This window comes from Acidovorax sp. sif1233 (assembly GCF_019218755.1).
Lineage (GTDB): Bacteria > Pseudomonadota > Gammaproteobacteria > Burkholderiales > Burkholderiaceae_C > Acidovorax.
Window position 1 is genome coordinate 259229 of sequence record NZ_JAHUWZ010000004.1, and the last position, 24370, is coordinate 283598.

Sequence of the window (24370 nt, forward strand, 5' to 3'; positions counted from 1 at the left end):
CCCGCCGGGCGTGTGGCTCTGCCTACGCCGCCTCGTCGCGCCGTGCGGTCATCAGGATCCAGCCGTCCTCCAGGTCGGCCACCTCGAGCCGAATCCAGGGTGCATAGGCTTCTTTCAGCTCATCGGCCTGGCGCTCCAGGATGCCCGCCAGCACCAGGTGCCCGCCCGGCATCACATGCCCGCATAGGAGGGGCGCGAGCACCCGCAAGGGGGTGGCAAGTATGTTCGCCAGCACGGTCTGGTATGCGCCCCGGGCCTTGTCGGGCAGGCCGGCATGCAGCTGCACCTCATTGGCTTGCGCATTCAGCGCCGTGGATTCCACGGCGGCAGGATCGATATCCACCGCATCAATGTCCGTGGCGCCAAACTTCGCCGCGCCAATCGCCAGGATGCCGGAGCCGCAGCCATAGTCCAGAACCCGGCCCAGCGGATTGCCCATGGACGACTCGGTGGCACCGTTGCGGGCAATCCAGCGCAGGCACATGCGTGTCGTGGGATGGGTGCCGGTGCCGAAGGCCAGGCCCGGGTCCAGCCGGATGCTGCGCTTCGCCTGCGCCGGCAGTTCATGCCAGGTGGGAACGATCCAGAAGTCCGGGGTGATGTCCACGGGTGCGAACTGCGATTGCGTCAGGCGCACCCAGTCCTGGTCGGCCACCTGGGACACACCCAGGACCTGGCAGCCGGCAAAGAAGTCCTGCACGGCCAGCAGCTGCTGCGCATCGCGCGCAGCCCCTTCGGAGGGGAAGAGCGCCGTCACCCGGCTGCGCTGCCAGCCATCCTTGGGCGGCGGCATGCCAGGCTCGCCGAACAGGGCCTGTTCGGCATCGGTCTGCGCATCGGCATCCTCCACCGACACGCTCAGTGCATCCAGTGCATCCAGGGCATCGCTGACCGCTTCGATCCGGTCCTCGGGGCACATCAGGCTCAGCTCAAACATAGGCGCCTCTCAGAAAAAATGAAATGCTGGCACCCGTCGCCAGGAGCCAGCATGCGAATGACCGTGCGCAGCCGCAATCTCAGCGCTTGTGCTGCGACAGCCACTCTTCCAGATAGTGGATGTTGGTGCCGCCGGCCATGAACTTGGCGTCCACCATCAGCTCGCGGTGCAGCGGCACGTTGGTGTTGATGCCTTCGATCACGGTCTCGTTCAGCGCCGTGCGCATGCGGGCCAGGGCCTGCTCGCGCGTGTCGCCGTGCACGATGATCTTGCCGATCATCGAGTCGTAGTTGGGCGGCACGAAGTAGTTGGTGTACGCATGTGAATCCACGCGCACGCCGGGGCCGCCCGGTGGGTGCCAGGTGGTGATGCGCCCGGGCGAGGGGATGAACTTGTAGGGGTCTTCCGCATTGATCCGGCACTCGATGGCATGGCCCCGGATCTCGATCTGGCGCTGGGTGAACGGCAGCTTCTCGCCCGCGGCGACCATGATCTGCGTCTTCACGATGTCCACGCCGGTGATCCACTCGGTCACGGGGTGCTCGACCTGCACGCGCGTGTTCATCTCGATGAAGTAGAACTCGCCGTTCTCGTACAGGAACTCGAACGTGCCCGCGCCGCGGTAGCCGATCTTCTTACAGGCCGCCACGCAGCGCTCGCCGATCTTTTCGATCAGCTTGCGGGGGATGCCGGGTGCCGGCGCCTCTTCGATGACCTTCTGGTGGCGGCGCTGCATGGAGCAATCGCGCTCGCCCAGGTAGACCGCGTTGCGGTGCTTGTCGGCCAGGATCTGGATCTCGATGTGGCGCGGGTTCTGGAGGAACTTCTCCATGTACACCGCAGGATTGCCGAAGGCGGCGCCCGCTTCGGCCTTGGTCATCTGCACGGCATTGACCAGGGCGGCCTCGGTGTGCACCACGCGCATGCCGCGGCCACCGCCGCCGCCGGCGGCCTTGATGATCACGGGGTAGCCCACGGCCTTGGCAATGCGGCGGATCTGCACCGGGTCATCGGGCAGCTCGCCCTCGGAGCCGGGCACGCAGGGCACGCCCGCGCGGATCATGGCCTGCTTGGCCGAGACCTTGTCGCCCATGATGCGGATGGACTCGGGCGTGGGGCCGATGAACTGGAACCCGCTCTTTTCCACGCGCTCGGCGAAGTCCGCGTTCTCGGACAGGAAGCCGTAGCCGGGGTGGATGGCCTCGGCATCGGTCACCTCGGCGGCGGAGATGATGGCGGGCATGTTGAGGTAGGACAGCGGGGACGGGGCGGGGCCGATGCACACCGCTTCTTCCGCCAGCTTGACGTACTTGGCGTCGCGGTCGGCCTCGGAGTAGACCATCACCGCCTTCACGCCCAGCTCATGGCAGGCGCGCTGGATGCGCAGCGCGATTTCGCCGCGATTGGCAACAAGAATCTTCTTGAACATGAGCGCCTTATTCGATCACGAACAGCGGCTGTCCGTATTCCACGGCCTGGCCGTTTTCGCCCAGGATGCGGGTGACCGTGCCCGATTTGTCGGCCTCGATCTCGTTGAGGATCTTCATCGCCTCGATGATGCAGATGGTCTCGCCTTCCTTGACCTGGCTGCCCACTTCGACAAAAGCCTTCGCGCCGGGGCTGGAGGAGCGGTAGAACGTACCGACCATGGGCGACTTGACGATGTGGCCCGCAGGGGCTGCGGGTGCGGAAGGCGCAGGCAGCTCGGCCACCTGCGCGGCGGCGGGTGCGGGGGCGGCAGGCGCCTGCACCGGGGCGGGCACATACTGCTGAACCACGCCCCCCACGCTCTTGACGATGCGGACTTTGCCCTCGGCCTCCGTGATTTCGAGTTCGGATACGTTCGACTCGGACACGAGATCGATGAGGGTTTTGAGTTTTCGCAGATCCATGGGAGCTCCAACGGCTATAAAACTGAATAGGGCGCGAATTTACTCCAATTTCGGCCTATCACCGTCTTCCACGGGTATTTTTCATGAACTACATCATGCCATAACCGCCGGATATCCCAGCGGAACCGCCAGACGGCCGGTGCGAGGGGTCAGCGCAAGGCAGCCCAGCGCTGCAGATCCTGCGGGGTGATCTGCCCCATTTTACGGTGCAGGACACGGCCGCTGCCGCCCAGGACCACGGTGAACGGCAAGCCTCCCGTGAGATTGCCCAGCGATCTGCCCAGGTCCGTGCCGCCCAGGCCGGCCAGCCCCACAGGGAATTCCAGCGGGATGCGCTGCAGGAATTTGCGCACGGCGGACGGCTGGTCGATGGCCAATCCAAGAACTTGCCATCCGTTCGCTCCATGTTCGCGGTAGAAGGCATTGAGCATGGGAAGCTCTTCCACGCAAGGCGGGCACCACGTCGCCCAGAAGTTCAGCAACAAGGGTTTGCCGGCCAGCGACTTGAGCGCCACCGAGCCGCCCTCCGGTTTTTCGAATTCCATGGTCCAGAGCGCTTGCTCGGCCCCCTGCTCCATCGCGTGGGGCTGGAATTTCCACCAGGCCAGGCCCGCGCCGCCCAGCGCGGCGGCGCCCGCCACGCCCGCATAGAGCAGGCGCCTGCGGGAGGCTGCGGGCGCAGTGCCAGAGACGGGGGCCGCAGAGGCAGGGTGATCGGAAGAAGGTGTCGTCATGGGGCTGGGGTTTCCTGGAGCAGGCGCCGTACGGCGGTCATGTCGCCCCGCGGCACACGTCCCTTCGCGTCCGGGCGCAAGGCGCCGCGCAGGTCGTCAAGGTCATAGATCAGCAGGTGCACCCCGATCATCTCATTGAGTTCGGGGGATTTGCTGCCCAGGCTCAATGCTTCGACCGACTCGCCATGGAAACCGGTCACCGTGCGCGGTTCATAGTCGACGTGGTGGTCGATCAGGGCTATTTCTGCCGATTTCGGGTCATCGCAGAACAATTGCAGATAAATATCGGACAACCGCGTGGCCGTTCCATGCCAGACCGCGCCCGCCAAGTGGGGGCGGAAGGCCGCCATGCGCTCCATCCACACCAGGGCGAGCTGGCGCAGCGCCCGCAACTCGCGCGGCTGGGTGTCGGCACAGAAAAGCTGGATGTACTCCCGCACCGCAGCCTCGACCTGGTCGTTGTCCGGCAGGGGGGTGCGGGCGGGCAGCCCCATCTGGCGCAGCGCCCGGCGCTTGGCCGGGCCCCATTCAAGCCCTTCCTCCACCACCAGCCGGGCCGTGGTGTGGGCGATTTCGTCGCTCAAAGGTGTGTGCATGGCAGTGGGAAGGCAGCAAGGAACGAAACCGCATTGTGGCCCGAACCGCCCACCAGGACTACGGGTTGACCCTAGTCCCCACTCCGGCCACACCCGCATTTACTATATTTTTCATAGCTTCTTGCGCTTGCCAGCCAAGCGCTGGAGCCCCGTTTTCTGTTGAACCTTAGAATCTGCGCCCATGCATATACACATACTGGGCATTTGCGGCACGTTCATGGGAGGCCTCGCCGCACTCGCACGCGAGGCGGGCCACAAGGTGACGGGCTGCGATGCGGGGGTCTATCCGCCGATGAGCGACCAGCTCCGCGCGCTGGGCATCGACCTGATCGAAGGGTTCGGCGCCGACCAGCTTGCCCTGCAGCCCGATGTATTTGTGGTCGGCAACGTGGTCAGCCGGGTTCGGCAGCCCGATGGATCGCCCAAGTTTCCCCTGATGGAAGCGATCCTGGACGCCGGCCTGCCCTACACCAGCGGCCCCCAGTGGCTGGCCGAACAGGTGCTGCAAGGCCGCCACGTGCTCGCGGTCGCGGGCACCCATGGCAAGACGACGACAACCTCGATGCTGGCCTGGATCCTGGAAAGCGCGGGCCAGCAGCCGGGCTTTCTGATTGGCGGCGTACCCCTCAATTTCGGGTTGTCGGCTCGGCTGGGCGCACCCCGGCGCCCGGTGCCCGCGCCCTCGCCACTCGGTGCGGCGCCGCTGTTCGTGATCGAGGCGGACGAATACGACACCGCGTTCTTCGACAAGCGCAGCAAATTCGTGCACTACCGGCCCCGCACCGCCGTGCTGAACAACCTGGAGTTCGACCACGCGGACATCTTTGACGACCTGGGAGCCATCGAGCGGCAGTTCCACCACCTCGTGCGCACCGTGCCCCCGTCGGGCCGGGTGGTCGTCAACGGCCTCGAGGAAAGCCTCGCCCGCGTGCTGCACACGGGTTGCTGGAGCGAGGTGGCCAGCTTTGGGGAGGCCGTCAGCGACTTTTCGGCCGAGGGCGATCCCCAGGCGTTTGATGTGCTGCACCAGGGGCGCAAGGTGGCCCGGGTGGAGTGGGCGCTGACCGGCGTGCACAACCAGCTCAACGCGCTGGCGGCCATTGCCGCCGCGCACCATGTGGGCGTCAGCCCCCAGCAGGCGGCCACGGCACTGGCGGCCTTCCAGAATGTGAAGCGGCGCATGGAGCTGCGCGGGACCGTGCACGGGATTGCCGTGTATGACGACTTCGCGCACCACCCCACCGCCCTGAGAACCACCCTGGACGGCCTGCGCCGCAGCCTGGGCCACGGCGTGCGCATTCTCGCGGTGTTCGAGCCCCGCAGCAACACCATGAAGCTGGGCGCGATGAAGGCGCAGTTGCCGTGGGCGCTGGAACCCGCCGATCTCGCGTTCTGCCACACGGCCGGGCTGGACTGGGATGCAGCCGAAGCCCTCGCCCCCCTGGGCGTGGGCCCGGGCCTGCGGGCACAGACTGCCGGCGACATCGCCACCCTGGTGCAGCAAGTCACCGCGGCAGCCCGCCCGGGTGACCACATCGTGTGCATGAGCAACGGCGGATTTGGCGGAATCCATGCGAAGCTGCTGGATTCGCTACAAAATAAATAGCTGTCTGCGCTTGTATGGCAAGCGCTAGGGCCCTATTTTATTCAAAAGGGTCAGAACGACACGGCCATGCCCGGCACATCCACGCGCACCACCGGCTTGGCCAGTGCGGCGCTGGCGGCCCGCGCAAAGTCGCGGGACCATGCCGGATCGGCCAGGAGCGAGGCCCCTGCCGCGCGTGCGACGGTAAGCACCTTGTCGGCCAGCAGCACCTTGCCGCTGGCGCGCAGGGGTTCGCAATCGAGCGCGGTGAACTGGTCGTCGAGCCAGCGCCTTCCGGCCTCATGGCCCATGGGCTCGGCGCCCTCCAGATCGAAACGGAATTCCTGGTTTCCGGCCAGATGGACCGACACTTCGCTGTGCATGATGGTTTGCCTTTCTTCTGAAGCCGTGGTGCTTCCCGTGCGTCATCGCACGGGCCGCCACAGGCTTGCAGTTTAGGGCCTCCCGCCTGCGGCGCGGACCATCGGCCCGTCCGCCGTCAACGCGCGCGGCGCGCCTTGACCGCGTCGGACAGCTCGGCGAGCGACACCAGCGAGTCATCCCACCCCAGGCAGGCGTCCGTGATGCTCTTGCCGTACTCCAGCGCGCCGGGCTGGTCCTTGCCGGGCGAGAACTTCTGGGCACCGGCGATGAGATGGCTTTCGATCATGAGACCGAACACGCTGCGCGATCCGCCGGCGAGCTGCGCCGCGATGTCGCGTGCCACGTCCAGCTGCTTTTCATGCTGCTTGCTGCTGTTGGCATGGCTGCAGTCCACCATCAGCGTGGCGGGCAGCTTGGCGGCCTCGAGGTCCTTGCAGGCAGCGGCCACGCTGGCGGCGTCATAGTTGGGAGCCTTGCCGCCCCGCAGGATCACATGGCAGTCCTTGTTGCCCTTGGTGTTGACGATGGCCACCTGGCCGTTCTTGTGCACCGACAGGAAGTGGTGGCCCCGGCTGGCCGACTGGATGGCATCGGTGGCGATGCGGATGTTGCCGTCCGTGCCGTTCTTGAAGCCAATGGGCGCCGAGATGCCGGACGCCAGTTCGCGGTGCACCTGGCTCTCGGTGGTGCGGGCACCGATCGCGCCCCAGCTGATGAGATCGCCGATGTACTGGGGCGAGATCACGTCCAGGAACTCGCTGCCCGCCGGCATGCCCAGTCGGTTGATGTCGATCAGCAACTGCCGCGCGATGCGCAGCCCTTCGTCGATGCGGTAGGTCTCGTCCAGGTAGGGATCGTTGATGAGGCCCTTCCACCCCACCGTGGTGCGCGGCTTCTCGAAGTACACGCGCATCACGATTTCCAGGGTGTCGGCGTACTGCGCGCGCACGGCCATCAGGCGGCGTGCATATTCCAGGGCAGCGGCCGGATCGTGGATGGAACACGGCCCGATGACGACCAGCAGGCGGTCGTCCTTGCCCGCCATGATGTTGTGGATGTTCTTGCGGGTCTGGGTGATCAGCGTCTCGACCGGCGTGCCGCGGATCGGGAAAAAGCGGATCAGGTGCTCTGGAGGAGGCAACACGGTGATGTCCTTGATACGTTCGTCGTCGGTCTGGCTGGTTTTCTCGACGCTGCGGTACCAGGCATCGCTGGTGGGGGTGGTAGGGGCCGTCATGGTTGCTTCCTCGTGGAGTCAGTTGAAGTGGATGGAAAAACGGGAGGGCGGAAAAACAAAAACCGCCGGGCTTTGCAGCGTCGGCGGTTGGTATGGGAAGGTTGTGTCAGCTTGCGCGTTTTCCTCTCATCCGCCGGGGACCGAGATAAAAAACCAAAAATAAAACGCGCTGCGAACTTGCATGGCGACCAATGTAGCACAGGAGTGCGGCAGTGCAGCAAGTTTGAAATGTTGTGAATTCACTACAAGCCAGCAGCATGGCCGCGGCCAAGCTTCCGGTTTACCGTCCCCAGCCACGAAGCCATTCGCGTGCGCGCTGCAAGGCGGACGGCTTGCGCCGTGGCGCGTCTGGCAGATCACTGAGGGGATCGCTTTGGTGTTCATACATATCGATGAGCAAAAGCGCCTCGCCCAGCGTGCGCCAGGCCAGGAGTTCGAAGTGATCGAAGCTAGCGCCTTCTTTGGCACTGCGTCGCTCCAACATCTGCTGCCAGGCTGCAATGGCGTTCCGCAATTCCCGCAACGCACGCTGATAGGCGCCAAACTCATACAGTGCGTGCCAGGCAGATCCCAGGCCGGTAAGAAGCAATTGGTGTTCGCGCAGCGCCCGAACCAGCGTGGCCACACACGAAAGAATCACCTGGGGGTCAGCGCCCCCCCGCCGGGCCCTGACGGCCTCGTCAATGAGTTGCGACATCAGCCCGAGACTTTCGCGCAGCTCCCGCGACTCCTCGTCAGCCACCCCCTCCCGCAAGAAGCGGCTGAGGTCACCGAACGACTGGCCCGAATACTGCGAGCCAAAACGCGTGGAAGTCATGGCCGTATTGTGCGCGAGCCGGGTCGTTTGATTGAATCTCGCAAGAAGCCCACCACTCTGGCCTCAGAACAAACAGACCTGCCCCATGCCGCGAAAACGCGATCAGGCAGAGGCTATGGCGCCCGCCGCACCGCACTCAACTTTTTGGACACTTCAGAAAAAATAGCTTTGGCGATCACGGCATTGCCCTTGTCTCCAAAATGAAACTGATCCAGGAACATGTCATCCTTCGCCGAGTACCGGTCGAAGATGCCGGACAAATCCACAAAAGTGAAATTATCCAATTTCAGGTTCGAGAGATTTGAAGACATGGCCTTATAGCAGTCAATGTAATAATCTTTCGAAGCCGAAATGAAGTCTCTTTCACGCTGGGTCAGATCCTTCTTCGTCACGGAAAGAGTGGGCTGCAGGAAAAATACCCAATCCACTTTGCCTTCCTGCAGTGCATACGCACCCAAGCGTGCATTCTTTTCAATCCGGCGGGCTACGATTTGCGGCGACACCGGCTGAGCGGCCGGACGCGCATTGACCAACTCGGGCAACTCCTGCCTTCCAGCCACCTTCAGGGCGATGTTCACCAGAGACCGGTAGTAGTCATCGGCGAATGCGCTGAACCACAACACATTTCGCCCCGCATCAGCCCAGAAAACATCGTTATTTCCCGAGAGTGAGATGACCAGATCTGGTTGAAGCTCGGAAAGATAGTTCTCAATGGCAATGCGCTCATGGGTAGAAGACCATGCGGGGTTCGCGAAGGTGAAAACCTCGAAGCGGGCCTTGTCCTTCTCCGTTGCATTCGCATTGAGAAGATCACCAAGAATACTGCCAATAGTCTGTTCCTGGCTCGGAGAACCAGAACCAAAAGCGGTTGACCCCCCCGTCAGGAAAATGCGATAGGACCCATTGGGCTTCGGATTCACCAGCTCCTGCTGGCTCCGCATCTGCCAGGAGTTGATATGGGCATTGTGGTGCTGCCCCGGTGCCGGGGCCGTCCCTACAAAAGGCGTGGGCTGATTAGGAACCGACCAGCTGATCTTGCCGGTATCGACAGACGGGTCGCTATAGGCATTGCGATAGTTGTTGCGTTGCTCGTCTGTCAGCTTGGTGGCAGACAACACGCCCGCCAAGGTTTCACCTTGTTCCACCCAGCGAATGGTTCGCTCGAATTTTCCCGCCGCGACATACCCTCCTGCCCAGTATCCGACAGCCACCAGCGAGCACAGCAGGAATGAAGGAAGGAAGAAATATAGAAATTTCTTCATCATTCAAAATAAAGTATAAATAAACGGAGCTATTACCGAGCCTTGACCGAACACGAGCAGAGCCCCCAGCAGCAACAGGACCGCCAGCACGGGAATCAACACATACCTCTTGTGCTCGCGGAAAAATAAAATAAGCTCCTTGATAAGTTCCAGCATCAGAATTGGCGCTCCATGTGTTCAGGTTTTCGGGGCATCTTGTTAATTCGATATGTCTGCAAATCGCCATTCCACTTCTTCTGCAGCGTATCCTTGCCAAGGATACGCATCAGAAAACCTAGCGGAGAAAATACTAAAATATAAACAATGCCCAGGATGATTCGGGTGTTGATCCAACCCAGCACTTCGCCGACGCGCATCCAGTATTTATAAACCAGGCGCAGCGCAACAGGAAAAACAGTAGCTACCAGGAAAAATATGCCCGCAACGATCCAGGGCCAGTGGGGCCATCTGGCCGACCACAACCAGGGAAGCAGCAAGCCGAAAATCAGGGCAACGAAGCCCCCCATGACATAGCCGAATTTGCGCAGCTCCTGCTTGCGCTCATTCATGCTTTTTTCCAGAGCTGGTTTCATCATATGAAGAATACTCAATCCAGGGCGAGCGCACCCTTGCGCTGACCTACCAACGCATTGTTCTGCGCATCCTTGGACAGCAGTACATTGCCCAATACGAGATAATCCATGTCCGTTCCCATAAAACAGCGATAGGCGTCCTCCGGCGTGCACACGATGGGCTCGCCCCGGACGTTGAAAGAGGTATTCACCAGAACCGAGCACCCCGTCTGTCGCTCAAAAGCGCTCAGAAGCTGGTAAAACTCTGGATTGCTCGTCCTGCTCACCGTCTGGACCCGCGCGGAATAATCCACATGGGTTACCGCAGGAATATCCGAACGCACCTGATGCAGCTGCGCCAGGCCTTGCAGGGATTGATCGGGTTTTCGTTGAATATCTTCATTCACCTGTGCAACAAGCAACATGTAGGGGCTGGGCCGGTCAAGATCAAAATATTTTTCTACATTTTCCTCTTTGACGGCAGGTGCAAACGGGCGAAATGATTCGCGGAATTTTATCTTCAGATTCAGTTGCGATTGCATCGCCGTCGAACGGGGGTCCGCCAATATGGATCTGGCGCCCAGCGCCCTTGGTCCAAATTCCATCCTGTTCTGGAACCAACCCACCACCTTTTCATCTGCGAGCAAGCCTGCAACCGTCTCGTACAGGCCCGTCTGATCCAAGACCGTGTAGCTTGCCCCCAGAGCATCCAGTTTTTCAACAATATCCAGCTGCGCGAACTTGGGCCCCAATAGAGACCCCTGCATCTGATCCACTCCGTTGAAATACTTCCGTTCTTCTTTTCTGAATTTGTGGAAGGCGGCATAAGCGGCACCCAGCGCTCCGCCGGCATCCCCTGCGGCTGGCTGAATCCAAATGTCCTTGAAAATACCTTCCCGCAGCAACCGCCCATTCGCAACACAGTTCAGCGCCACGCCCCCCGCCATGCACAAGTACTCCGCGCCGGTTTCTTTCTGCAGCTGCCTCGCCAACTTCAGTACAACCTCTTCCGTCACCACCTGTATGGACGCAGCTATATCCATGTCGCGCTGGGTCGGGGCTGTTTCGGCACCACGGGGCGGGCCACCAAACAAATCGGAGAATTTCCGATTGGTCATCTGCAGGCCCGTGCAGTAATCAAAATACTCCAGATTCAGGCGGAATGACCCATCTTCCTTGACATCGATCAGGTTATCAAAAATCAGATCGACATACGTTGGCTTGCCGTATGGCGCCAAACCCATCAGCTTGTATTCTCCAGAATTCACCTTGAACCCAAGGTAATAGGTGAACGCAGAATACAGCAATCCCAGGGAATGCGGGAAATTGATCTGCCACAAGGGAGTCAATTCTGGACCATCCCCCAGCCAGGCGGACGTCGTTGCCCACTCACCGACCCCATCCAGGCACAATACCGCAGCCTTCTTGTACGGACTCGGATAAAACGCAGAAGCCGCATGCGATTCATGATGCTCTGCAAACAGGATCGGCGGCAGGTCGGATTCCTTGCACGACAGCAGGCCGGCAAGCTCCCTCTTGAGAGTTTTCTTTAAATACAGCTTTTCTTTCAACCATATCGGCACCGCAGTGACAAATGATTGAAATCCACGGGGTGCATAGCTTAGATACGTATCCAGCAAGCGTTCGAATTTTAAAATAGGCTTATCGTAGAATACGATGGAATCCAGATCATGCGAGCGCACCCCTGCTTCTTGCAGGCAATATTCAATAGCATGCCTGGGAAACTGCGCATCATGCTTTTGCCGCGTGAACCGTTCTTCTTGCGCCGCAGCAATTATCCGACCAGACTGCAACAGCGCGGCGGCACTATCATGGTAGTATGATGATATACCCAATATATTCACAACGTACAAGCCTTTATATCAAAATACCAGAACAAGTGCCGCAAACATAAATAGTGTGCGCATTTTACACATGGCCTTTCAATAGGCTGGGGCACATGCGTAGCCTCGGCATGCCCCGCCATATCCGTATGTCCAGGGGAAGTACTTCTGAAGCTGCCGGTCGATCAAATCAGCAGGCTTGCAGCAATGTGGTCTCTCGAGCGTTTCCGCGATGGGGGTCAAGTTCTCGTGTTTGGATTTCGCTTTTTTCCACACCACACTCTGAAGGCTTCCTGTCGCAGCCCTGCCCACAAGCGCCTGATACGCTCTTGCACCCAGGTGAAATTGACCATATTCATTGAAGTGGACCCCTCCGGCCACAAGATGCTCCGCGAAATCGTCCGTGTCCACAATGCCCACTTGCGGCAAGCTCCGCGCCACATCCATCTGAGCGGATCTCACGTATTTTCTATATGTCCAGGCAGGATTGTCTTGGATTCTACCAATAATCACAGGAAATTCCATTTCATCGGAACATCCCATATCACTCACATCCCGCCTTATTCTTGTAATAAAGTTTTTTAGATTATTTTTATAATTTTTCGCCCATACCTCATTTAAAGCATCAGTTTCGCCTTGCATGAAAAAGAGCCCTCCCACCCTGAGCCGCACATTTGCCCGTTTGGAATTATAAGCATCTGCAATCACTGCCAGCAATTCATGATACAAGCGACCTCCGGGCATCCAGCTATCAGCAGATGCAGTGTAGTTCAACGATGTATTTGAAATCGCCAATTTGGCGATATAATGATCGCGTGGCGGCTTGTTGTTTAAGAAATGAGCAAGATATAATTCCGGGCCAAAAAAGTCCGTGGATTTTGTACCAAATGGGAATAATTGAGAATTGCCAGCCAGATTTTTATACCCAAAGCCTGGGCCTGCGACTCTCCATCTGGCAAAGTAACTCCAATTGATCGCCCGGGATCGCGCAGCGTCGTCATTCCCTGCCACCCCAGGAGGCGCACCATAAATTCCATAAATACTTACATTGGAATAAGTAGTATTCTCTTGGGCATACCTTTCCCCCCTGGAATCAATGTCCTTGACAGATGCCAATCCAACAGCATTCGACTGTCCAGCAACGACATATAGCTGCCTGGGTGGCGCGGACGGATTGGCAGTCTGCGTCATGCATGTTTGAGCATGCGCAGACATAGCGGGAAGGAGCAGCCCAAAAAGGCAAGCCAGGCGCCTCAGGAAATCAGCAGCCTTGCTACTATTCGCCCCCCCGGGTTTCATGCCTTCTTTTAAAAATGCAACGCGGCCGGATGCCGATATTGACCGATCAGGCAAGGCTACTCCAACCGCAAGCAAACCACTAAATTGCGCATGCATGAGCCGTGGCTACCAGGAATACTGCGGATGTCAGGCCGTGCCGCCCACCGTCAGCCCCTCGATGCGCAAGGTAGGCTGGCCGACGCCCACGGGTACGCTCTGGCCTTCCTTGCCGCAGGTGCCCACGCCGCTGTCCAGGCGCATGTCGTTGCCGATCATGGTCACCTTCTTGAGCGACTCGGGGCCGCTGCCGATGATGGTGGCGCCCTTCACGGGGTAGAGGATCTTGCCGTTCTCGACCCAGTAGGCCTCGCTGGCGGAGAACACGAACTTGCCCGAAGTGATGTCCACCTGGCCGCCGCCGAAGTTGCTCGCGAACAGGCCTTTCTTGATACTGGCCACGATCTCCTGGGGATCCTTGTCGCCGCCCAGCATGTAGGTGTTGGTCATGCGCGGCATGGGGATGTGGGCGTAGCTCTCGCGCCGTCCGTTGCCGGTGGGCGCCACGCCCATCAGGCGTGCGTTGAGGGAATCCTGGATGTAGCCCTTGAGGATGCCGTCCTCGATGAGCACGTTGCGCTGGCTGGCGTGGCCTTCGTCGTCCACGTTGAGCGAGCCGCGGCGGTCGGCGATGGTGCCGTCGTCCAGCACCGTGACGCCCTTGGCCGCCACGCGCTGGCCGATCCGCCCGCTGAATGCGCTGGAGCCCTTGCGGTTGAAGTCGCCTTCCAGCCCATGGCCGATGGCCTCGTGCAGCAGGATGCCAGGCCAGCCAGGGCCCAGCACCACGGTCATTTCGCCAGCAGGCGCGGGGCGGGACTCCAGGTTCACCAGCGCGGCATGGACCGCTTCGTCCACGTAGCGGCCCATCTGCTCGTCGTCGAAGTAGGCCAGGCCGAAGCGGCCACCGCCGCCGGCGGACCCCATCTCGCGGCGGCCGTTCTGCTCGGCGATCACCGTCACCGACAGGCGCACCAGGGGGCGCACATCGGCCGCCAGCGTACCGTCGGCCCGGGCCACCAGCACCACGTCGTACTCGCTGGCCAGGCCCGCCATCACCTGCGCCACGCGCGGGTCCTTCGCGCGCGCGCGCTGTTCCAGCTTCTCGAGCAGCGCCACCTTGGCGGTGCTGTCCAGGGAGGCGATCGGGTCCACGCCGGGGTACAGGCTGCGGCCAGCAGCTATCTTTTTAGTAGCTACCCGCGCTTTCCCCGCCTGCGCTGCAGACGAAATGGATCGCACCGTGCGGGCCGCATCCATCAAGGAAGCCTGCGAGATGTCGTCCGAGTAGGCAAAAGCCGTCTTTTCCCCGCTGACCGCCCGCACCCCCACCCCCTGGTCGATGCTGAAGGAGCCCGTCTTGACGATGCCCTCTTCCAGGCTCCAGCCCTCGCTGCGCGTGTACTGGAAGTACAGGTCCGCATCGTCCACCTGGTGGGTGCGGATCTCGGCCAATGCCCGTGCGAGATGGCTCTCATCGAGCCCGAAGGGGGTCAGCAGCAGTTCGCGAGCGACGTCGATGCGCTGGCTGGTGGCCGCGCGCTGGGGCGCGGCAGTGGTGGAGCGGGAAGTCATCGGGGCATTTTAGGCGCGCGGCCATGCCCGGCAGGGCACGAGGCGGTATGTCCCTATGCCGCATCACGCGGCCGCCCCGATGCTCAGGCTGCCGTCTGATCGTCCAGGCCGGCCTGCGGGGCGTGCGCCTGCACGGATTCGATGCCCGCATCCCGCGCCTTGGCGCCGGAGTACATCTGGCTTTGCCCGATGACCTGGCCATTGCCCGCCTTGAGCGTGAAGTAAGGGGATCCGTCCTTGGCGCTCAGGCGTCCGAACCGGCCGCCCTCGGGCGCGTTCTTGCGCACGGCCTCGATCCCGCCCAGCGCGCTGGCCCGGGATTCGTACAGCTCGCTGGTCAGGATCACCTGGCCGTTGGTGGCCAGCAGGTTGAAGACAAATTTATCGTTCTTCGACTTCTTCAGCTCGAACTTCGCCGCCATGGGGAATCCCTTCGGTTGCTCTGAGGCCAAGGCACAGTTGGCCTGCCGGTTTGTACCCTCTTGCGGCGGCCCACGCAACGCCCGGGCAGAGACCCTGGGCCTTGCCAAGATTCATCCGGGGCCACGCCGCCCCGGCGCGGTGCGCTACAGCGCGGGACGCGCGTCCTTGGGTTCCTGCTTCTGGGCGCGGGCGACCGACATCAGGATGCCCAGTGCCAGGCCCAGCGTGACCATGGCGGTGCCGCCATAGCTGATGAAGGGCAGTGGCACGCCCACCACGGGCAGTATTCCGCTGACCATGCCCATGTTCACGAAGGCGTAGGTGAAGAAGATCATGGAGACCGCCCCGGCCATGAGGCGCCCGAACAGGCTCGTGGCCCCCGCGGCGATCGACAGCCCGCGCCAGACCAGCATCAGGAAGCAGACCAGCAGGAAAAGGTTGCCCGCCAAGCCGAATTCCTCGGAAAACGCGGCAAAGATGAAGTCGGTGGTGCGCTCCGGGATGAACTCCAGGTGCGTCTGCGTGCCCGCCATGAAGCCCTTGCCCCACATGCCCCCGGAGCCGATGGCGATCATGCCCTGGATGATGTGGAATCCCTTGCCCAGCGGATCGCGCGTCGGGTCCAGCAGGGTGCAGATGCGCTGCTGCTGATAGTCATGCAGCACCGACCAGCGCACGCCGTCCGCGCACAGCTGGTCGCCCAGGAGCACCAGCGCCAGCACGCCAATGCCCCCCAGCAGCACCGGCGGAAGCACCAGTTTCCAGGACAGGCCCGCGAAGAAGATCACCGACAGCCCCGCCGCCAGCACCAGCAGCGAGGTGCCCAGGTCGGGCTGCTTCATGATCAGCCCCACCGGCAGGGCCAGCAGCAGCCCCGCGGCGGCAAAGTCGAGCGGGCGCAGGGTCCCTTCCCGCTTCTGGAACCACCACGCGAGCATCAGCGGCATGGCAATTTTCAGGATTTCGCTGGGCTGGATGACGATACCGACGTTGACCCAGCGCTGCGCGCCTTTTTTGGTGATGCCGAACAGCGCCACCGCCACGAGCAGCGCCACGCCCGCCGCATACAGCGGCACGGCGAACACCATGATCTTCTGCGGCGGCACCTGGGCCACCATGAACAGGATCGCCCCCGCGATGAGCATGTTGCGCCCATGGTCCATGAAGCGCGTGCCGTGGTCGTAGCCCGACGAATACATGGCCAGCAGCCCGGCGCATGCCAGCAGCACCACCACCAGGAGCAGCGGCAGGTCGAACCCGCGAAACAGGGGAAGAAAACGCTGGGCGAGCGTGGGTTTCTCAAAAACAACGGCCATCGCGGGATTATCGTGGCCCCGGGGCCCGCCCGCACCAGGCGGCGTTCACCCCGCCTGGCGAAAGGCCATCACCGCCTGGTTGCGCAGGGTGCGCAGCAGCCCGAGGGCCTTGTCGTCCACGACGATGCCCCCGGCCATGGACTGGTCGGCGTAGATGAGCGCGAAGGTCTGGCCCTTGATCTGCAGCGGAAGCAGCAGGAACGAGGGTGCGTTGAGCCCCGTGCGGTACCACTCGGGCAGGCGGGACTGCATCCTGGGCTCGGTCGCGTCGTTGATGAGCGTGTCGGCGCCGCGCAGGCAGACGGCGGCGAACAGGTCTCCCTGGGCCTTGAGCGGCACTTTCATGGCGCGCACGGCGGCCTCGCTGCCTTCGCCCAGGCCGAAGCGGCCGGTCAGCAGGTCGGTGCGCGCCTCGCGCAGGCAAAACACCATGCGCCGGAACCCCAGCGCGCGAAACATGGTCTCCAGGATCATGCGCAGCACGTCGTTGAGCTGAAAGCTCTCGACCATGGCGTTGGTGACATCCTGGATGCCCGCGGCCAGCACCTCGTTGACCTGCGCCACCGACACCGCGCCGCCGGCCTGGGACTCGAGCACCGCGGGCAGCGGCTGGGTTTCGCTGGCCCGCAGCTCGTGCGAGCCCAGGGGGTCGTCCTGCGGCATGGCGGCACCCGTCGGGGGCGGCAGCTTCAGCAGCCGCGCGGCGGGCGTGCCCGGGTCCACGCGCAGGTCCAGCGCCTCGGCCAGCGCCACCAGCTTGTGGCGGGCACGCAGGGTGGCATCGGAGATCGCGTCGGCGGACAACGCCAGCGTGCGCGAATAGCGCGTGCCGATCTGGCCAAGGCGCCCTTCCAGCGCGGCCGGCTCGCTCAGCAGCAGCGTGCTGGCCACCTCGTTGGCCGCCATGGCCACCCACCGCAGGCGCTCCACCCCCTGTTCCGGGGCGCGCTGCATCGGCGAGCCCAGGGGCTTTCGCATGCAGCGCTGCAGGCTCTCGGGCAGCCCCCAGACGCGGGCCACGCCCACGCCCAGGTCCTCGAACCCCAGGCCCAGCACCTGCAGCGCCGCGGCTTCTTCGCCGCCTTCCACGCGGCCCGATGCCAGCAGGCTGCGCACCTGCCGCGCCTCTTCCGGAAAATAGAACTCGCACAGCATGCGCCCCAGGTTCTGGAACATGGCCCCGATGAAAGCCTCCTCGGCCGCCTGGGCCGATGCGCACAGTTCGGCCGCCACCGAGCCGGCCATCATGGCGCGCAGGAACTCCTCGCGCATCTGGCTCGCATGGGCCTTGTCCTGCATGTGGTCCAGCAGCACCAGGCTGAGCGCCATGTTACGCACGGCGTTGAAACCCACCAGGCTCACCGCGCGCGACACGGTGCTGATCGTGCCGCGCCCCGCATGGGCGTAGTGCACGCTGTTGACCAGGCGCAGCAGCTTGTTGGTGAGCGCCACATCCTTCAGGATCTCGTGCGTGAGGTCGCTGATGCTGTCGTCCTCGGAGTTGGCGACGCGCTGGATGCGCGCCACCGAATCGGAGAGCGCCGGGAAATCGCTCTTGTGGCGCATGCGCCGCAGCAGGAAGTCGAGCGTGGCGTTGCTGGCCGCCGTGGGCGCGCTCGCGGGCGCGGCCCAGGCGCGCAGGGCATCGCGAAACTCCGCCGCCGAGGCGTAGCGCCCGCCCGGCTCGCGGGCCATGGCGCGCTGCAGGATGGCCCGCAGCCCGTCGTCCACGCCCGGGCCCAGGTCCTGCGGCAGCTGCAGGGCTTCATTGGCGATGTGGTACAGCGCCTGCCAGGTGTCCTTCTGGTGGACCAGCGGATGGCCGGTGAGCATTTCCACCAGCACCAGCGCCGCGGAATACACATCCATGGCGGGCGCGGGCGCCGCGCCCGCCGCGGCCTCGGGCGCCAGGTAGGCCGGGGTGCCGCTGGCCATCTGGGCATCCGGCGCGGCCTGCATGGGCGCCGCCATGCCGAAGTCCATGACCCGGGCGTGGCGCTGGGCGTCGATCATGATGTTGGACGGCTTGAGGTCGCGGTGCACGATGCCGGCCTGGTGCGCAGCCTGCAGGCCGTCGAGCACGTCCACCATCAGGGCCACGGCATCGTGGGGCGTGCAGCGCCCCTGCTGCGCCAAGTGTTCGGCCAGTGTCCTGCCCGGCACGTACTCGAAGACGATGTAGGGCTGGCGGCCCTGCACGTCCGCCTCGAACACCGGCACGATGAAGGGGTGCGCGAGGCGCCCCACGTGCCGGGCCTCGCGCAGCCAGTGTTCGAGCACCGACGGGTCCTGGTCCTGCACGGGGCGCATGAGCTTGATGGCCACCTCGCGCTGCAGGCGCGGGTCCAGCGCCAGCCACACCGTGGCCTGGGCGCCCCGGCCCAGAAGCCTTTTCAGCTCGAACCTCCCCAATGAAGCGGGCGGCTTCTCGGCGGATCCCAGGGCCCAGCGTTTGGCGGTGGAAAGCGGGGCAAAATCAGTCATGGTGGGGATCAAGGCTGCGGGCTCCACCGTGTGGCGCCCATGCCACGCATCTTATGTCTGGGCCACCGCCCTTTGCAGCAGTGATTCCCCTGCCTTGTCGTTTTCCCCCTCCATGACCACCACCCACCTCCTGTACCTGCACGGCTTTCGCTCCTCTCCCCAGTCCGCCAAGGCCCGGCAGATGGCGGCGTACGTGGCGCTGCACCATCCGGGCGTCACCTTCTGGTGCCCCCAGCTGCCGCCGTCGCCCCGGGCGGCGATGGCGCTGGTGGCGCAGGGCATCGCCCACTGGCCCGGCGCGGCCATGGCGGTGGTCGGCTCGTCGCTCGGCGGTTTCTATGCCAGCTGGGTGGCGCACCACAAGGGCTGCCCCAGCGTGATGCTCAACCCCGCCGTCCACCCGGCGCGCGACCTGGAGCGCCACATCGGCGAGCAGACCTCCTGGCACGACCCGGCACAGCGGTTCTACTTCCAGCCGGAGTACATCGGCGAGCTGCGGGCGCTGGACACTTCGGACCAGCCCCCCGCCGCCCCGGAGATGGCCATCATCGCCAAGGGCGACGAAGTGCTGGACTGGCGGGAAATGGCGGCGCGCTACACGCATGCGCGGCGGATCGTGCAGGAGGGGGGCGAACACGCCCTCGCCAATTTCAGCGACCACCTGCCCCAGGTGGCGCAGTTCCTGCGCTTGGCCTGACCACCAGCGCCACGCGGGCGCCTGTGCTCAGCGGGCGCGGGACGCCCCGGCGCCACCCGCCCCCATCCAGCGGGCATGGTCGTCCGGGTAGGCGATGCGGTAGCGCTTCATGTGGAACGCGGCTTCATCGTCCTTGCCCAGCATCACGGCGCTTTCGATCAGTGCCTCGATGACGCGGGGCTCGGGAGAGTAATGGAGCAGCTCGTGGGCCAGGGCATTCATCTGCTGCGCGTTGTCCCGCGAGAGCGCCATCGTGGTGAGGCGCGCGAAGTCCAGCTGGCTCGCAAACATCACGGAAGAGGACACCCGGCCCGGCAGGTCATCCCGGTACGCCGGGGCCCTTTGCGCGCTGGGCTTGTAGAACTGGCTCACGCGGTGGTAGTCCCAGGCGGCAACGCCGCACACGGCGAGGACCGCCACGGCCCCCACCAGCCCCGCAAGCCCCGCCCCCCGCGCGGGGCCGCCCGCCGCCCGCCGCGGCCAGGCCAGCAGCGCCACCGACAGCAGGGCCACCAGCTGAAAAGGCCCGTACCACAGCGGGTACTCCAGCATGCTGTGCAGCCCGATGATCGCCAGGGCACCCCAGGCCAGCTGGCGCGCGGGATCGGTCTCGCGCCACGGCCGGGCGTGCACGCACCAGGCCACGAACGCCCCGCACAGCGCCAGGGCCGCCGGCAGGCCCAGCTCCACGGCCAGGTGCAGGGGCAGGTTGTGCGCGTTGTCCAGCAGCACGCAAAAGCGCTCGCCGGGGAACAGCGTGATGTAGTGCGCATAGTCCAGCTCCCCCCAGCCCCAGCCCAGCCAGGGCTTTTGCGCGATCAGGGTGAACATGTTGGACCACAGCACCCGGCGGCTGGTGCACGCGTGCGCGCCATCGGTGAAGCGATGGAACAGCGCATCTGCACGGACGCCCTGGAACTGCCAGAGCAGCTCGGGCAGCAGCCATGCGGCCGCGAGAAAAATCGAAAGCCCGACCGCGCCCATGCGCAGCGCGCTGCCCCTGCCGGGCCCCCGCCACAGCACCAGCAGCCCCAGGATGAGCAGCCACTGCACGGCGACTGTCCGCGACGCCGTGGCGGCCTCGCCCACGGCGATCCCCGCCAGCGCTGCCGCAGCAAGCACGTTCGAGAGCGCGGTGGATGGCGGCCACCGCCCCGGGCCCGGCGCTTCCCCGCCGCGTTCCCCTGCGTGGGACGGCCGGGCATGCAGCGCCCACCACAGCCAGGCCCATGTGCCCAGGCTGAGCAAGGTCGCCTGCTGGTTGCGCTGGCGCAGATTGCCCACGGCCTGCCCGGGCACGGAGGCGTGGATCCAGGGGCCCAGGCCCACATCGCCCGCCACGTACTGGACAAGTCCGATGGCGCTGGCCACGACCGCGGCCGCGCCCAGCCCGCCCGCCAGCAGCATTCCCCACCAGGCGCGCCCTCCGCGCCGGGGTGCCTCCGCGTGCACCGACCAGGCCCCCAGCAGCAGGAGCACGGCCACGCACACCCACGACACCAGCACGGGCCAGAAATTGGAGATCGGGGAGTCGGTGAAGGCGAAGAGGAACGGCAAGACCACTGCGAGCAACGCCAGCGGTGCGGCAATGGCATCAAAAAGCATGTCGATAGAACCGTGCCATCATGAAGGACCCTGGATCATAGGGGCTGGTTTCGCACCCCGCACCCCGCGCGCCGCCGCCTGCCCGCACCTGCCCTGCCGTCCTCCCGCCTGGCGGGAGCTCCCGGGCCGCCGGTAACATCTCCACCAGGCAACTTCCTCGCACACCCCATGAGAATCGCCCTGCTTTCCGACCTGCACCTGTCCGTGCAGCCCCTGGCCCTTGCCGTGCCCGACGCCGACGTGGTGGTGCTGGCCGGAGACCTGCAGCGGCCCGCGCAGGCCATGGCGTGGGCACGGCAGCTGGGACTGCCCACGGTCTTCGTGGCGGGCAACCACGAGTTCTACGGCTCGGACCTCGTGACCACCATGGCGCAGCTGCGCGCGCATGCCGAGGGCAGCGGCGTGCGGGTGCTCGAACGTGGCGAGTGGCGCCACGGCGGCGTGCGTTTCCTGGGGTGCACGCTGTGGTCGGACTACCGGCTTTTTGACTCGCCGCAGCAACGCGACGAGACCCTGGCCAAGGCCGTGGAGCTGGTGCGCGACTTCACCCGCATCCGCGTGGCGCCCGAATTTCCCCAGCCGTTCACCCCCGCGGTGTCGCAGATGCTCTTCGACCAGTCCGTCGCCTGGCTGGAAGAGCGTTTTGCCGAGCCGTTTGACGGCCCCAGCGTGGTCGTCACGCACTTCGCGCCGGCGCGCGGCAGCATTGCCAGCCAGTTCGCCGGCTCGCCGCTCAATGCCTGCTTCGTCTCCGACCTGGAGGAGCGCATCCTGCGCTGGCAACCCCGCCTGTGGCTGCACGGCCACGTGCACGACAGCTTCGACTACACCATCGGCGCCACGCGCGTCGTCGCCAATCCACGGGGCTACGCGCCCCAGGGCGTGGTGGAAAACAAGGCGTTCGCTCCCGGACTGGTCCTGGAGATCTGACAATCGGCGCCCGGCGCCCATGGGAGAATGCCGGCCATGCATGCATTGTTTGAAGAAGCCGGCAAGTTCATGGCCGGCCGTATCCTGTCCGAAGCCGACACCTCCGCCCAGGTCGAGCTCGACTCGGGCAAACGGGTCAAGGTCAAGGCCGCCAACCTCCTCCTGAAATTCGAGAAACCTGCTCCCGCCGAGCTGGTCGCCCAGGCCCAGGCCGTGGCCGAGACCATCGAGCTGGACCTGGCCTGGGAATTCGCGCCCGAGGACGAATTCGGCTTTGCCGACCTGGCGCGCGACTATTTCTCCGACAACGCCACGCTGGCCCAGCAGGCCGGTGCGCTGTTCCGCCTGTACGACGCGCCCCACTATTTCCGCCGCGCGGGCAAGGGCCGGTTCAAGAAGGCCTCGGCCGAGATCCTGCAGCAGGCGCTGGCGGCCATCGAGAAGAAAAAGGCCGTCCTCGCGCAGATCGACGAATGGGCCGCAGCGCTCGGACGCGGCGAATGCCCGCAGCCGATCCGCGACCAGCTCTACAAGATCCTGTTCAAGCCCGACAAGAACGCGCCTGAATACAAGGCCGTGGTGGACGCCAGCCGCGCCACGCACACCGCGCCGCTCGACCTGCTGCAAAAGGCCGGCGCCATCGACTCGGCCTACCAGTTCCACTGGAAGCGCTTTCTGTTCGAGAACTTCCCCAAGGGCACGGGCTTTCCGGCCGTCACGGCGCCCGCCATTGCGGACGAGCTGCCGCTGTCGCCCGCGCAGGCGTATTCCATCGACGATTCGCAGACCACCGAAATCGACGATGCGCTGTCGGTGCAGGGCCTGGGTACGGGCACCGTGGTGCTGGGCATCCACATCGCGGCGCCCGGCCTGGCGATCCAGCCGGGCAGCGCCATCGACCAGCTCGGCCGCGCGCGCCTGTCCACGGTGTACATGCCGGGCTACAAGATCACCATGCTGCCCGACGACGTGGTGCAGACCTACACGCTGGACGAGGGCCGCGCCAACCCGGCCGTGTCGCTGTACGTGACCATCGACGAGGCCACGCTGGAGTTCAAGAGCTCCGAGACCAAGCTCGAGCGCGTGCACGTGGTCGCCAACCTGCGCCACGACCAGCTCGATGCGGTGGTGACCGAAGAATGGCTGTCCAACCCGGCGTTCGAGCATCAAAATGACCCCCAGCGCTTGTCCGAACTGCGCCCCCAGCTATCATTTTTGCACCGCCTGGCCAAGGACCTCAAGGCCCGCCGCGAAGTCGTGCGCGGCAAGCCCGAGAACTTCAACCGGCCGGACTACAACTTCCGCCTGGTCGGCAACAACGGCGCCGAGCCCACGGGTGATGAACAAGTGCAGATCAGCGTGCGCCAGCGCGGCGCGCCGCTCGACCTCATCGTGGCCGAGGCCATGATCGTGGCCAACAGCACCTGGGGCAGCTGGATGGCCGAGCTGGGCGTGCCCGGCATCTACCGCAGCCAGGCCAGCATGGCGCCGGGCGTGAAGGTGCGCATGGGCACCAAGGCACTGCCGCATGCGGGCATCGGCGTGAAGGCGTATTCATGGGCCACATCGCCCCTGCGCCGCTACACCGACCTGGTCAACCAGTGGCAGATCATTGCCTGCGCCCGCCACGGCAAGACCGCCGCGCTGGCCGCGCCCTTCAAGCCCAAGGACGCCGACCTGTTCTCCATCATCAGCAGCTTCGACGGCGCCTACAGCGCCTACAACGGCTACCAGGCCGGCATGGAACGCTTCTGGACGCTCAAATATGTAGAGCAGCACGGCATCACCGAACTGAACGCCACCGTCTTCAAGGAAGGCCCGGGCGGCAGCTTTTTGGTGCGGGCGGACGACATTCCGCTGGTCTTCCCGGTGCTGGGCGCGCAGAACCTGCCGCGCGGCGCGCGCCTCCTGGTGAAGCTGGGCGAGGTGGACGAGATCACCCTGGACATCCACGGCACCGTGATCGAGCGCCTGGACGACCCGGCCGATAGCAGCGACGACGGCCCGGTGGAGGACGCCGAGGAAGAAGACGACACCGTGGCGGGGCCCATCGCCATCGCCGTGGATGTGAACGAGGCCGAACCCGCCACCGCTGATAATCCCACCCCGTGAACATGGCCCCCACGCTCCCCGGCCCCGTCTGGCCGCGGCCCCCCGAGGGGGCCG

22 protein-coding genes are annotated in these 24370 nt (G+C 64.3%); 4 read left to right on the top strand and 18 right to left on the bottom strand.

The features are described from left to right. Positions 1 to 22: 22 nt before the first annotated feature. The 5 genes from prmA to KW843_RS15605 all read right to left on the bottom strand — a co-directional run bounded on the left by prmA (position 23) and on the right by KW843_RS15605 (position 4159). Positions 23 to 937, bottom strand: a complete 915-nt coding sequence (gene prmA, locus KW843_RS15585; protein ID WP_218296060.1) for a 50S ribosomal protein L11 methyltransferase — start codon at positions 935 to 937, stop codon at positions 23 to 25. Between the two features lie 79 nt (positions 938 to 1016). Then, positions 1017 to 2366, bottom strand: a complete 1350-nt coding sequence (gene accC, locus KW843_RS15590) for an acetyl-CoA carboxylase biotin carboxylase subunit (RefSeq protein WP_218296061.1) — start codon at positions 2364 to 2366, stop codon at positions 1017 to 1019. Positions 2367 to 2373: 7 nt separating this feature from the next. Next, positions 2374 to 2829: an acetyl-CoA carboxylase biotin carboxyl carrier protein gene (accB, locus tag KW843_RS15595; protein ID WP_218296062.1), complete on the bottom strand. Its 456-nt coding sequence runs from the start codon at positions 2827 to 2829 to the stop codon at positions 2374 to 2376. Positions 2830 to 2978: 149 nt separating this feature from the next. Then, positions 2979 to 3563, bottom strand: a complete 585-nt coding sequence (locus KW843_RS15600; protein WP_218296063.1) for a TlpA disulfide reductase family protein — start codon at positions 3561 to 3563, stop codon at positions 2979 to 2981. Then, entirely contained in the window at positions 3560 to 4159 is a 600-nt protein-coding gene (locus tag KW843_RS15605; RefSeq protein ID WP_218296064.1) for a hypothetical protein, read from the bottom strand. The genes KW843_RS15600 and KW843_RS15605 overlap by 4 nt, the downstream gene beginning before the upstream one ends. 181 nt (positions 4160 to 4340) lie before the next feature. Here KW843_RS15605 and mpl point away from each other — a divergent pair, with 181 nt between their 5' ends. Next, positions 4341 to 5765: a UDP-N-acetylmuramate:L-alanyl-gamma-D-glutamyl-meso-diaminopimelate ligase gene (mpl, locus tag KW843_RS15610; protein ID WP_218296065.1), complete on the top strand. Its 1425-nt coding sequence runs from the start codon at positions 4341 to 4343 to the stop codon at positions 5763 to 5765. 50 nt (positions 5766 to 5815) lie between these two features. Here mpl and KW843_RS15615 read toward each other — a convergent pair whose 3' ends face one another. The 12 genes from KW843_RS15615 to KW843_RS15670 all read right to left on the bottom strand — a co-directional run bounded on the left by KW843_RS15615 (position 5816) and on the right by KW843_RS15670 (position 18972). After that, positions 5816 to 6127 carry a hypothetical protein gene (locus tag KW843_RS15615; RefSeq protein ID WP_218296066.1) on the bottom strand — a complete coding sequence of 104 codons (312 nt, stop codon included), beginning with the start codon at positions 6125 to 6127 and terminating at the stop codon, positions 5816 to 5818. Between the two features lie 116 nt (positions 6128 to 6243). Further along, a complete protein-coding gene (locus KW843_RS15620; protein WP_218296067.1) occupies positions 6244 to 7365 on the bottom strand; it encodes a 3-deoxy-7-phosphoheptulonate synthase in 1122 nt (373 codons plus the stop codon). Between the two features lie 280 nt (positions 7366 to 7645). Further along, positions 7646 to 8182, bottom strand: coding sequence for a hypothetical protein (locus tag KW843_RS15625; protein ID WP_218296068.1), 537 nt, complete (start codon positions 8180 to 8182; stop codon positions 7646 to 7648). Between the two features lie 113 nt (positions 8183 to 8295). After that, the gene (locus KW843_RS15630) at positions 8296 to 9447 is read right to left on the bottom strand and encodes an SGNH/GDSL hydrolase family protein (RefSeq protein WP_218296069.1); all 1152 of its coding nucleotides are present in this window, start codon (positions 9445 to 9447) and stop codon (positions 8296 to 8298) included. Next, on the bottom strand, positions 9448 to 9600 hold the full coding sequence (locus tag KW843_RS15635; protein ID WP_218296070.1) for a DUF5989 family protein: 153 nt from the start codon (positions 9598 to 9600) through the stop codon (positions 9448 to 9450). Beyond that, on the bottom strand, positions 9600 to 9992 hold the full coding sequence (locus tag KW843_RS15640; RefSeq protein ID WP_218296071.1) for an SxtJ family membrane protein: 393 nt from the start codon (positions 9990 to 9992) through the stop codon (positions 9600 to 9602). Before KW843_RS15640 ends, KW843_RS15635 begins: the two co-directional genes overlap by 1 nt. A 38-nt stretch (positions 9993 to 10030) precedes the next feature. Next, a complete protein-coding gene (locus KW843_RS15645; RefSeq protein ID WP_370627782.1) occupies positions 10031 to 11860 on the bottom strand; it encodes a carbamoyltransferase in 1830 nt (609 codons plus the stop codon). A gap of 78 nt (positions 11861 to 11938) precedes the next feature. Continuing rightward, positions 11939 to 13234, bottom strand: a complete 1296-nt coding sequence (locus tag KW843_RS15650; RefSeq protein WP_218296073.1) for a sialate O-acetylesterase — start codon at positions 13232 to 13234, stop codon at positions 11939 to 11941. A 30-nt stretch (positions 13235 to 13264) separates the two neighbouring features. After that, positions 13265 to 14749 (bottom strand): metalloprotease TldD, encoded by a 1485-nt coding sequence (gene tldD / locus KW843_RS15655; protein WP_218296074.1) that lies wholly within the window; start codon positions 14747 to 14749, stop codon positions 13265 to 13267. Between the two features lie 83 nt (positions 14750 to 14832). Beyond that, on the bottom strand, positions 14833 to 15171 hold the full coding sequence (locus tag KW843_RS15660; RefSeq protein WP_218296075.1) for a YegP family protein: 339 nt from the start codon (positions 15169 to 15171) through the stop codon (positions 14833 to 14835). 144 nt (positions 15172 to 15315) lie between these two features. Further along, positions 15316 to 16488: a rod shape-determining protein RodA gene (rodA, locus tag KW843_RS15665; RefSeq protein WP_218296076.1), complete on the bottom strand. Its 1173-nt coding sequence runs from the start codon at positions 16486 to 16488 to the stop codon at positions 15316 to 15318. A 45-nt stretch (positions 16489 to 16533) separates the two neighbouring features. After that, positions 16534 to 18972 (bottom strand): serine/threonine protein kinase, encoded by a 2439-nt coding sequence (locus KW843_RS15670; RefSeq protein ID WP_218296077.1) that lies wholly within the window; start codon positions 18970 to 18972, stop codon positions 16534 to 16536. Between the two features lie 112 nt (positions 18973 to 19084). Between KW843_RS15670 and KW843_RS15675 the strand changes: the two genes are divergently transcribed. Next, positions 19085 to 19669 carry a YqiA/YcfP family alpha/beta fold hydrolase gene (locus KW843_RS15675; protein ID WP_218296078.1) on the top strand — a complete coding sequence of 195 codons (585 nt, stop codon included), beginning with the start codon at positions 19085 to 19087 and terminating at the stop codon, positions 19667 to 19669. 27 nt (positions 19670 to 19696) lie between these two features. On the opposite strand, the gene KW843_RS15680 is transcribed toward KW843_RS15675, so the two are convergent. After that, positions 19697 to 21274, bottom strand: coding sequence for a Wzy polymerase domain-containing protein (locus KW843_RS15680; protein ID WP_218296079.1), 1578 nt, complete (start codon positions 21272 to 21274; stop codon positions 19697 to 19699). A gap of 168 nt (positions 21275 to 21442) precedes the next feature. Between KW843_RS15680 and KW843_RS15685 the strand changes: the two genes are divergently transcribed. After that, on the top strand, positions 21443 to 22204 hold the full coding sequence (locus tag KW843_RS15685) for a metallophosphoesterase (RefSeq protein ID WP_218296080.1): 762 nt from the start codon (positions 21443 to 21445) through the stop codon (positions 22202 to 22204). A gap of 36 nt (positions 22205 to 22240) precedes the next feature. Beyond that, positions 22241 to 24316 carry a ribonuclease catalytic domain-containing protein gene (locus KW843_RS15690; protein WP_218296081.1) on the top strand — a complete coding sequence of 692 codons (2076 nt, stop codon included), beginning with the start codon at positions 22241 to 22243 and terminating at the stop codon, positions 24314 to 24316. Positions 24317 to 24370 lie beyond the last annotated feature (54 nt).

Bases quoted from the DNA above. Each gene is read 5' to 3' on its own strand.
- KW843_RS15660 (WP_218296075.1), bottom strand. From the start codon at position 15,171: ATGGCGGCGAAGTTCGAGCTGAAGAAGTCGAAGAACGATAAATTTGTC.
- KW843_RS15680 (WP_218296079.1), bottom strand. From the start codon at position 21,274: ATGCTTTTTGATGCCATTGCCGCACCGCTGGCGTTGCTCGCAGTGGTC.
- KW843_RS15625 (WP_218296068.1), bottom strand. From the start codon at position 8,182: ATGACTTCCACGCGTTTTGGCTCGCAGTATTCGGGCCAGTCGTTCGGT.
- prmA (WP_218296060.1), bottom strand. From the start codon at position 937: ATGTTTGAGCTGAGCCTGATGTGCCCCGAGGACCGGATCGAAGCGGTC.
- KW843_RS15605 (WP_218296064.1), bottom strand. From the start codon at position 4,159: ATGCACACACCTTTGAGCGACGAAATCGCCCACACCACGGCCCGGCTG.
- KW843_RS15615 (WP_218296066.1), bottom strand. From the start codon at position 6,127: ATGCACAGCGAAGTGTCGGTCCATCTGGCCGGAAACCAGGAATTCCGT.
- rodA (WP_218296076.1), bottom strand. From the start codon at position 16,488: ATGGCCGTTGTTTTTGAGAAACCCACGCTCGCCCAGCGTTTTCTTCCC.
- KW843_RS15675 (WP_218296078.1), top strand. From the start codon at position 19,085: ATGACCACCACCCACCTCCTGTACCTGCACGGCTTTCGCTCCTCTCCC.
- KW843_RS15630 (WP_218296069.1), bottom strand. From the start codon at position 9,447: ATGATGAAGAAATTTCTATATTTCTTCCTTCCTTCATTCCTGCTGTGC.
- tldD (WP_218296074.1), bottom strand. From the start codon at position 14,749: ATGACTTCCCGCTCCACCACTGCCGCGCCCCAGCGCGCGGCCACCAGC.
- mpl (WP_218296065.1), top strand. From the start codon at position 4,341: ATGCATATACACATACTGGGCATTTGCGGCACGTTCATGGGAGGCCTC.
- KW843_RS15620 (WP_218296067.1), bottom strand. From the start codon at position 7,365: ATGACGGCCCCTACCACCCCCACCAGCGATGCCTGGTACCGCAGCGTC.
- KW843_RS15690 (WP_218296081.1), top strand. From the start codon at position 22,241: ATGCATGCATTGTTTGAAGAAGCCGGCAAGTTCATGGCCGGCCGTATC.
- KW843_RS15600 (WP_218296063.1), bottom strand. From the start codon at position 3,563: ATGACGACACCTTCTTCCGATCACCCTGCCTCTGCGGCCCCCGTCTCT.
- KW843_RS15670 (WP_218296077.1), bottom strand. From the start codon at position 18,972: ATGACTGATTTTGCCCCGCTTTCCACCGCCAAACGCTGGGCCCTGGGA.
- KW843_RS15685 (WP_218296080.1), top strand. From the start codon at position 21,443: ATGAGAATCGCCCTGCTTTCCGACCTGCACCTGTCCGTGCAGCCCCTG.
- accB (WP_218296062.1), bottom strand. From the start codon at position 2,829: ATGGATCTGCGAAAACTCAAAACCCTCATCGATCTCGTGTCCGAGTCG.
- accC (WP_218296061.1), bottom strand. From the start codon at position 2,366: ATGTTCAAGAAGATTCTTGTTGCCAATCGCGGCGAAATCGCGCTGCGC.
- KW843_RS15640 (WP_218296071.1), bottom strand. From the start codon at position 9,992: ATGAATGAGCGCAAGCAGGAGCTGCGCAAATTCGGCTATGTCATGGGG.
- KW843_RS15635 (WP_218296070.1), bottom strand. From the start codon at position 9,600: ATGCTGGAACTTATCAAGGAGCTTATTTTATTTTTCCGCGAGCACAAG.
- KW843_RS15650 (WP_218296073.1), bottom strand. From the start codon at position 13,234: ATGCATGCGCAATTTAGTGGTTTGCTTGCGGTTGGAGTAGCCTTGCCT.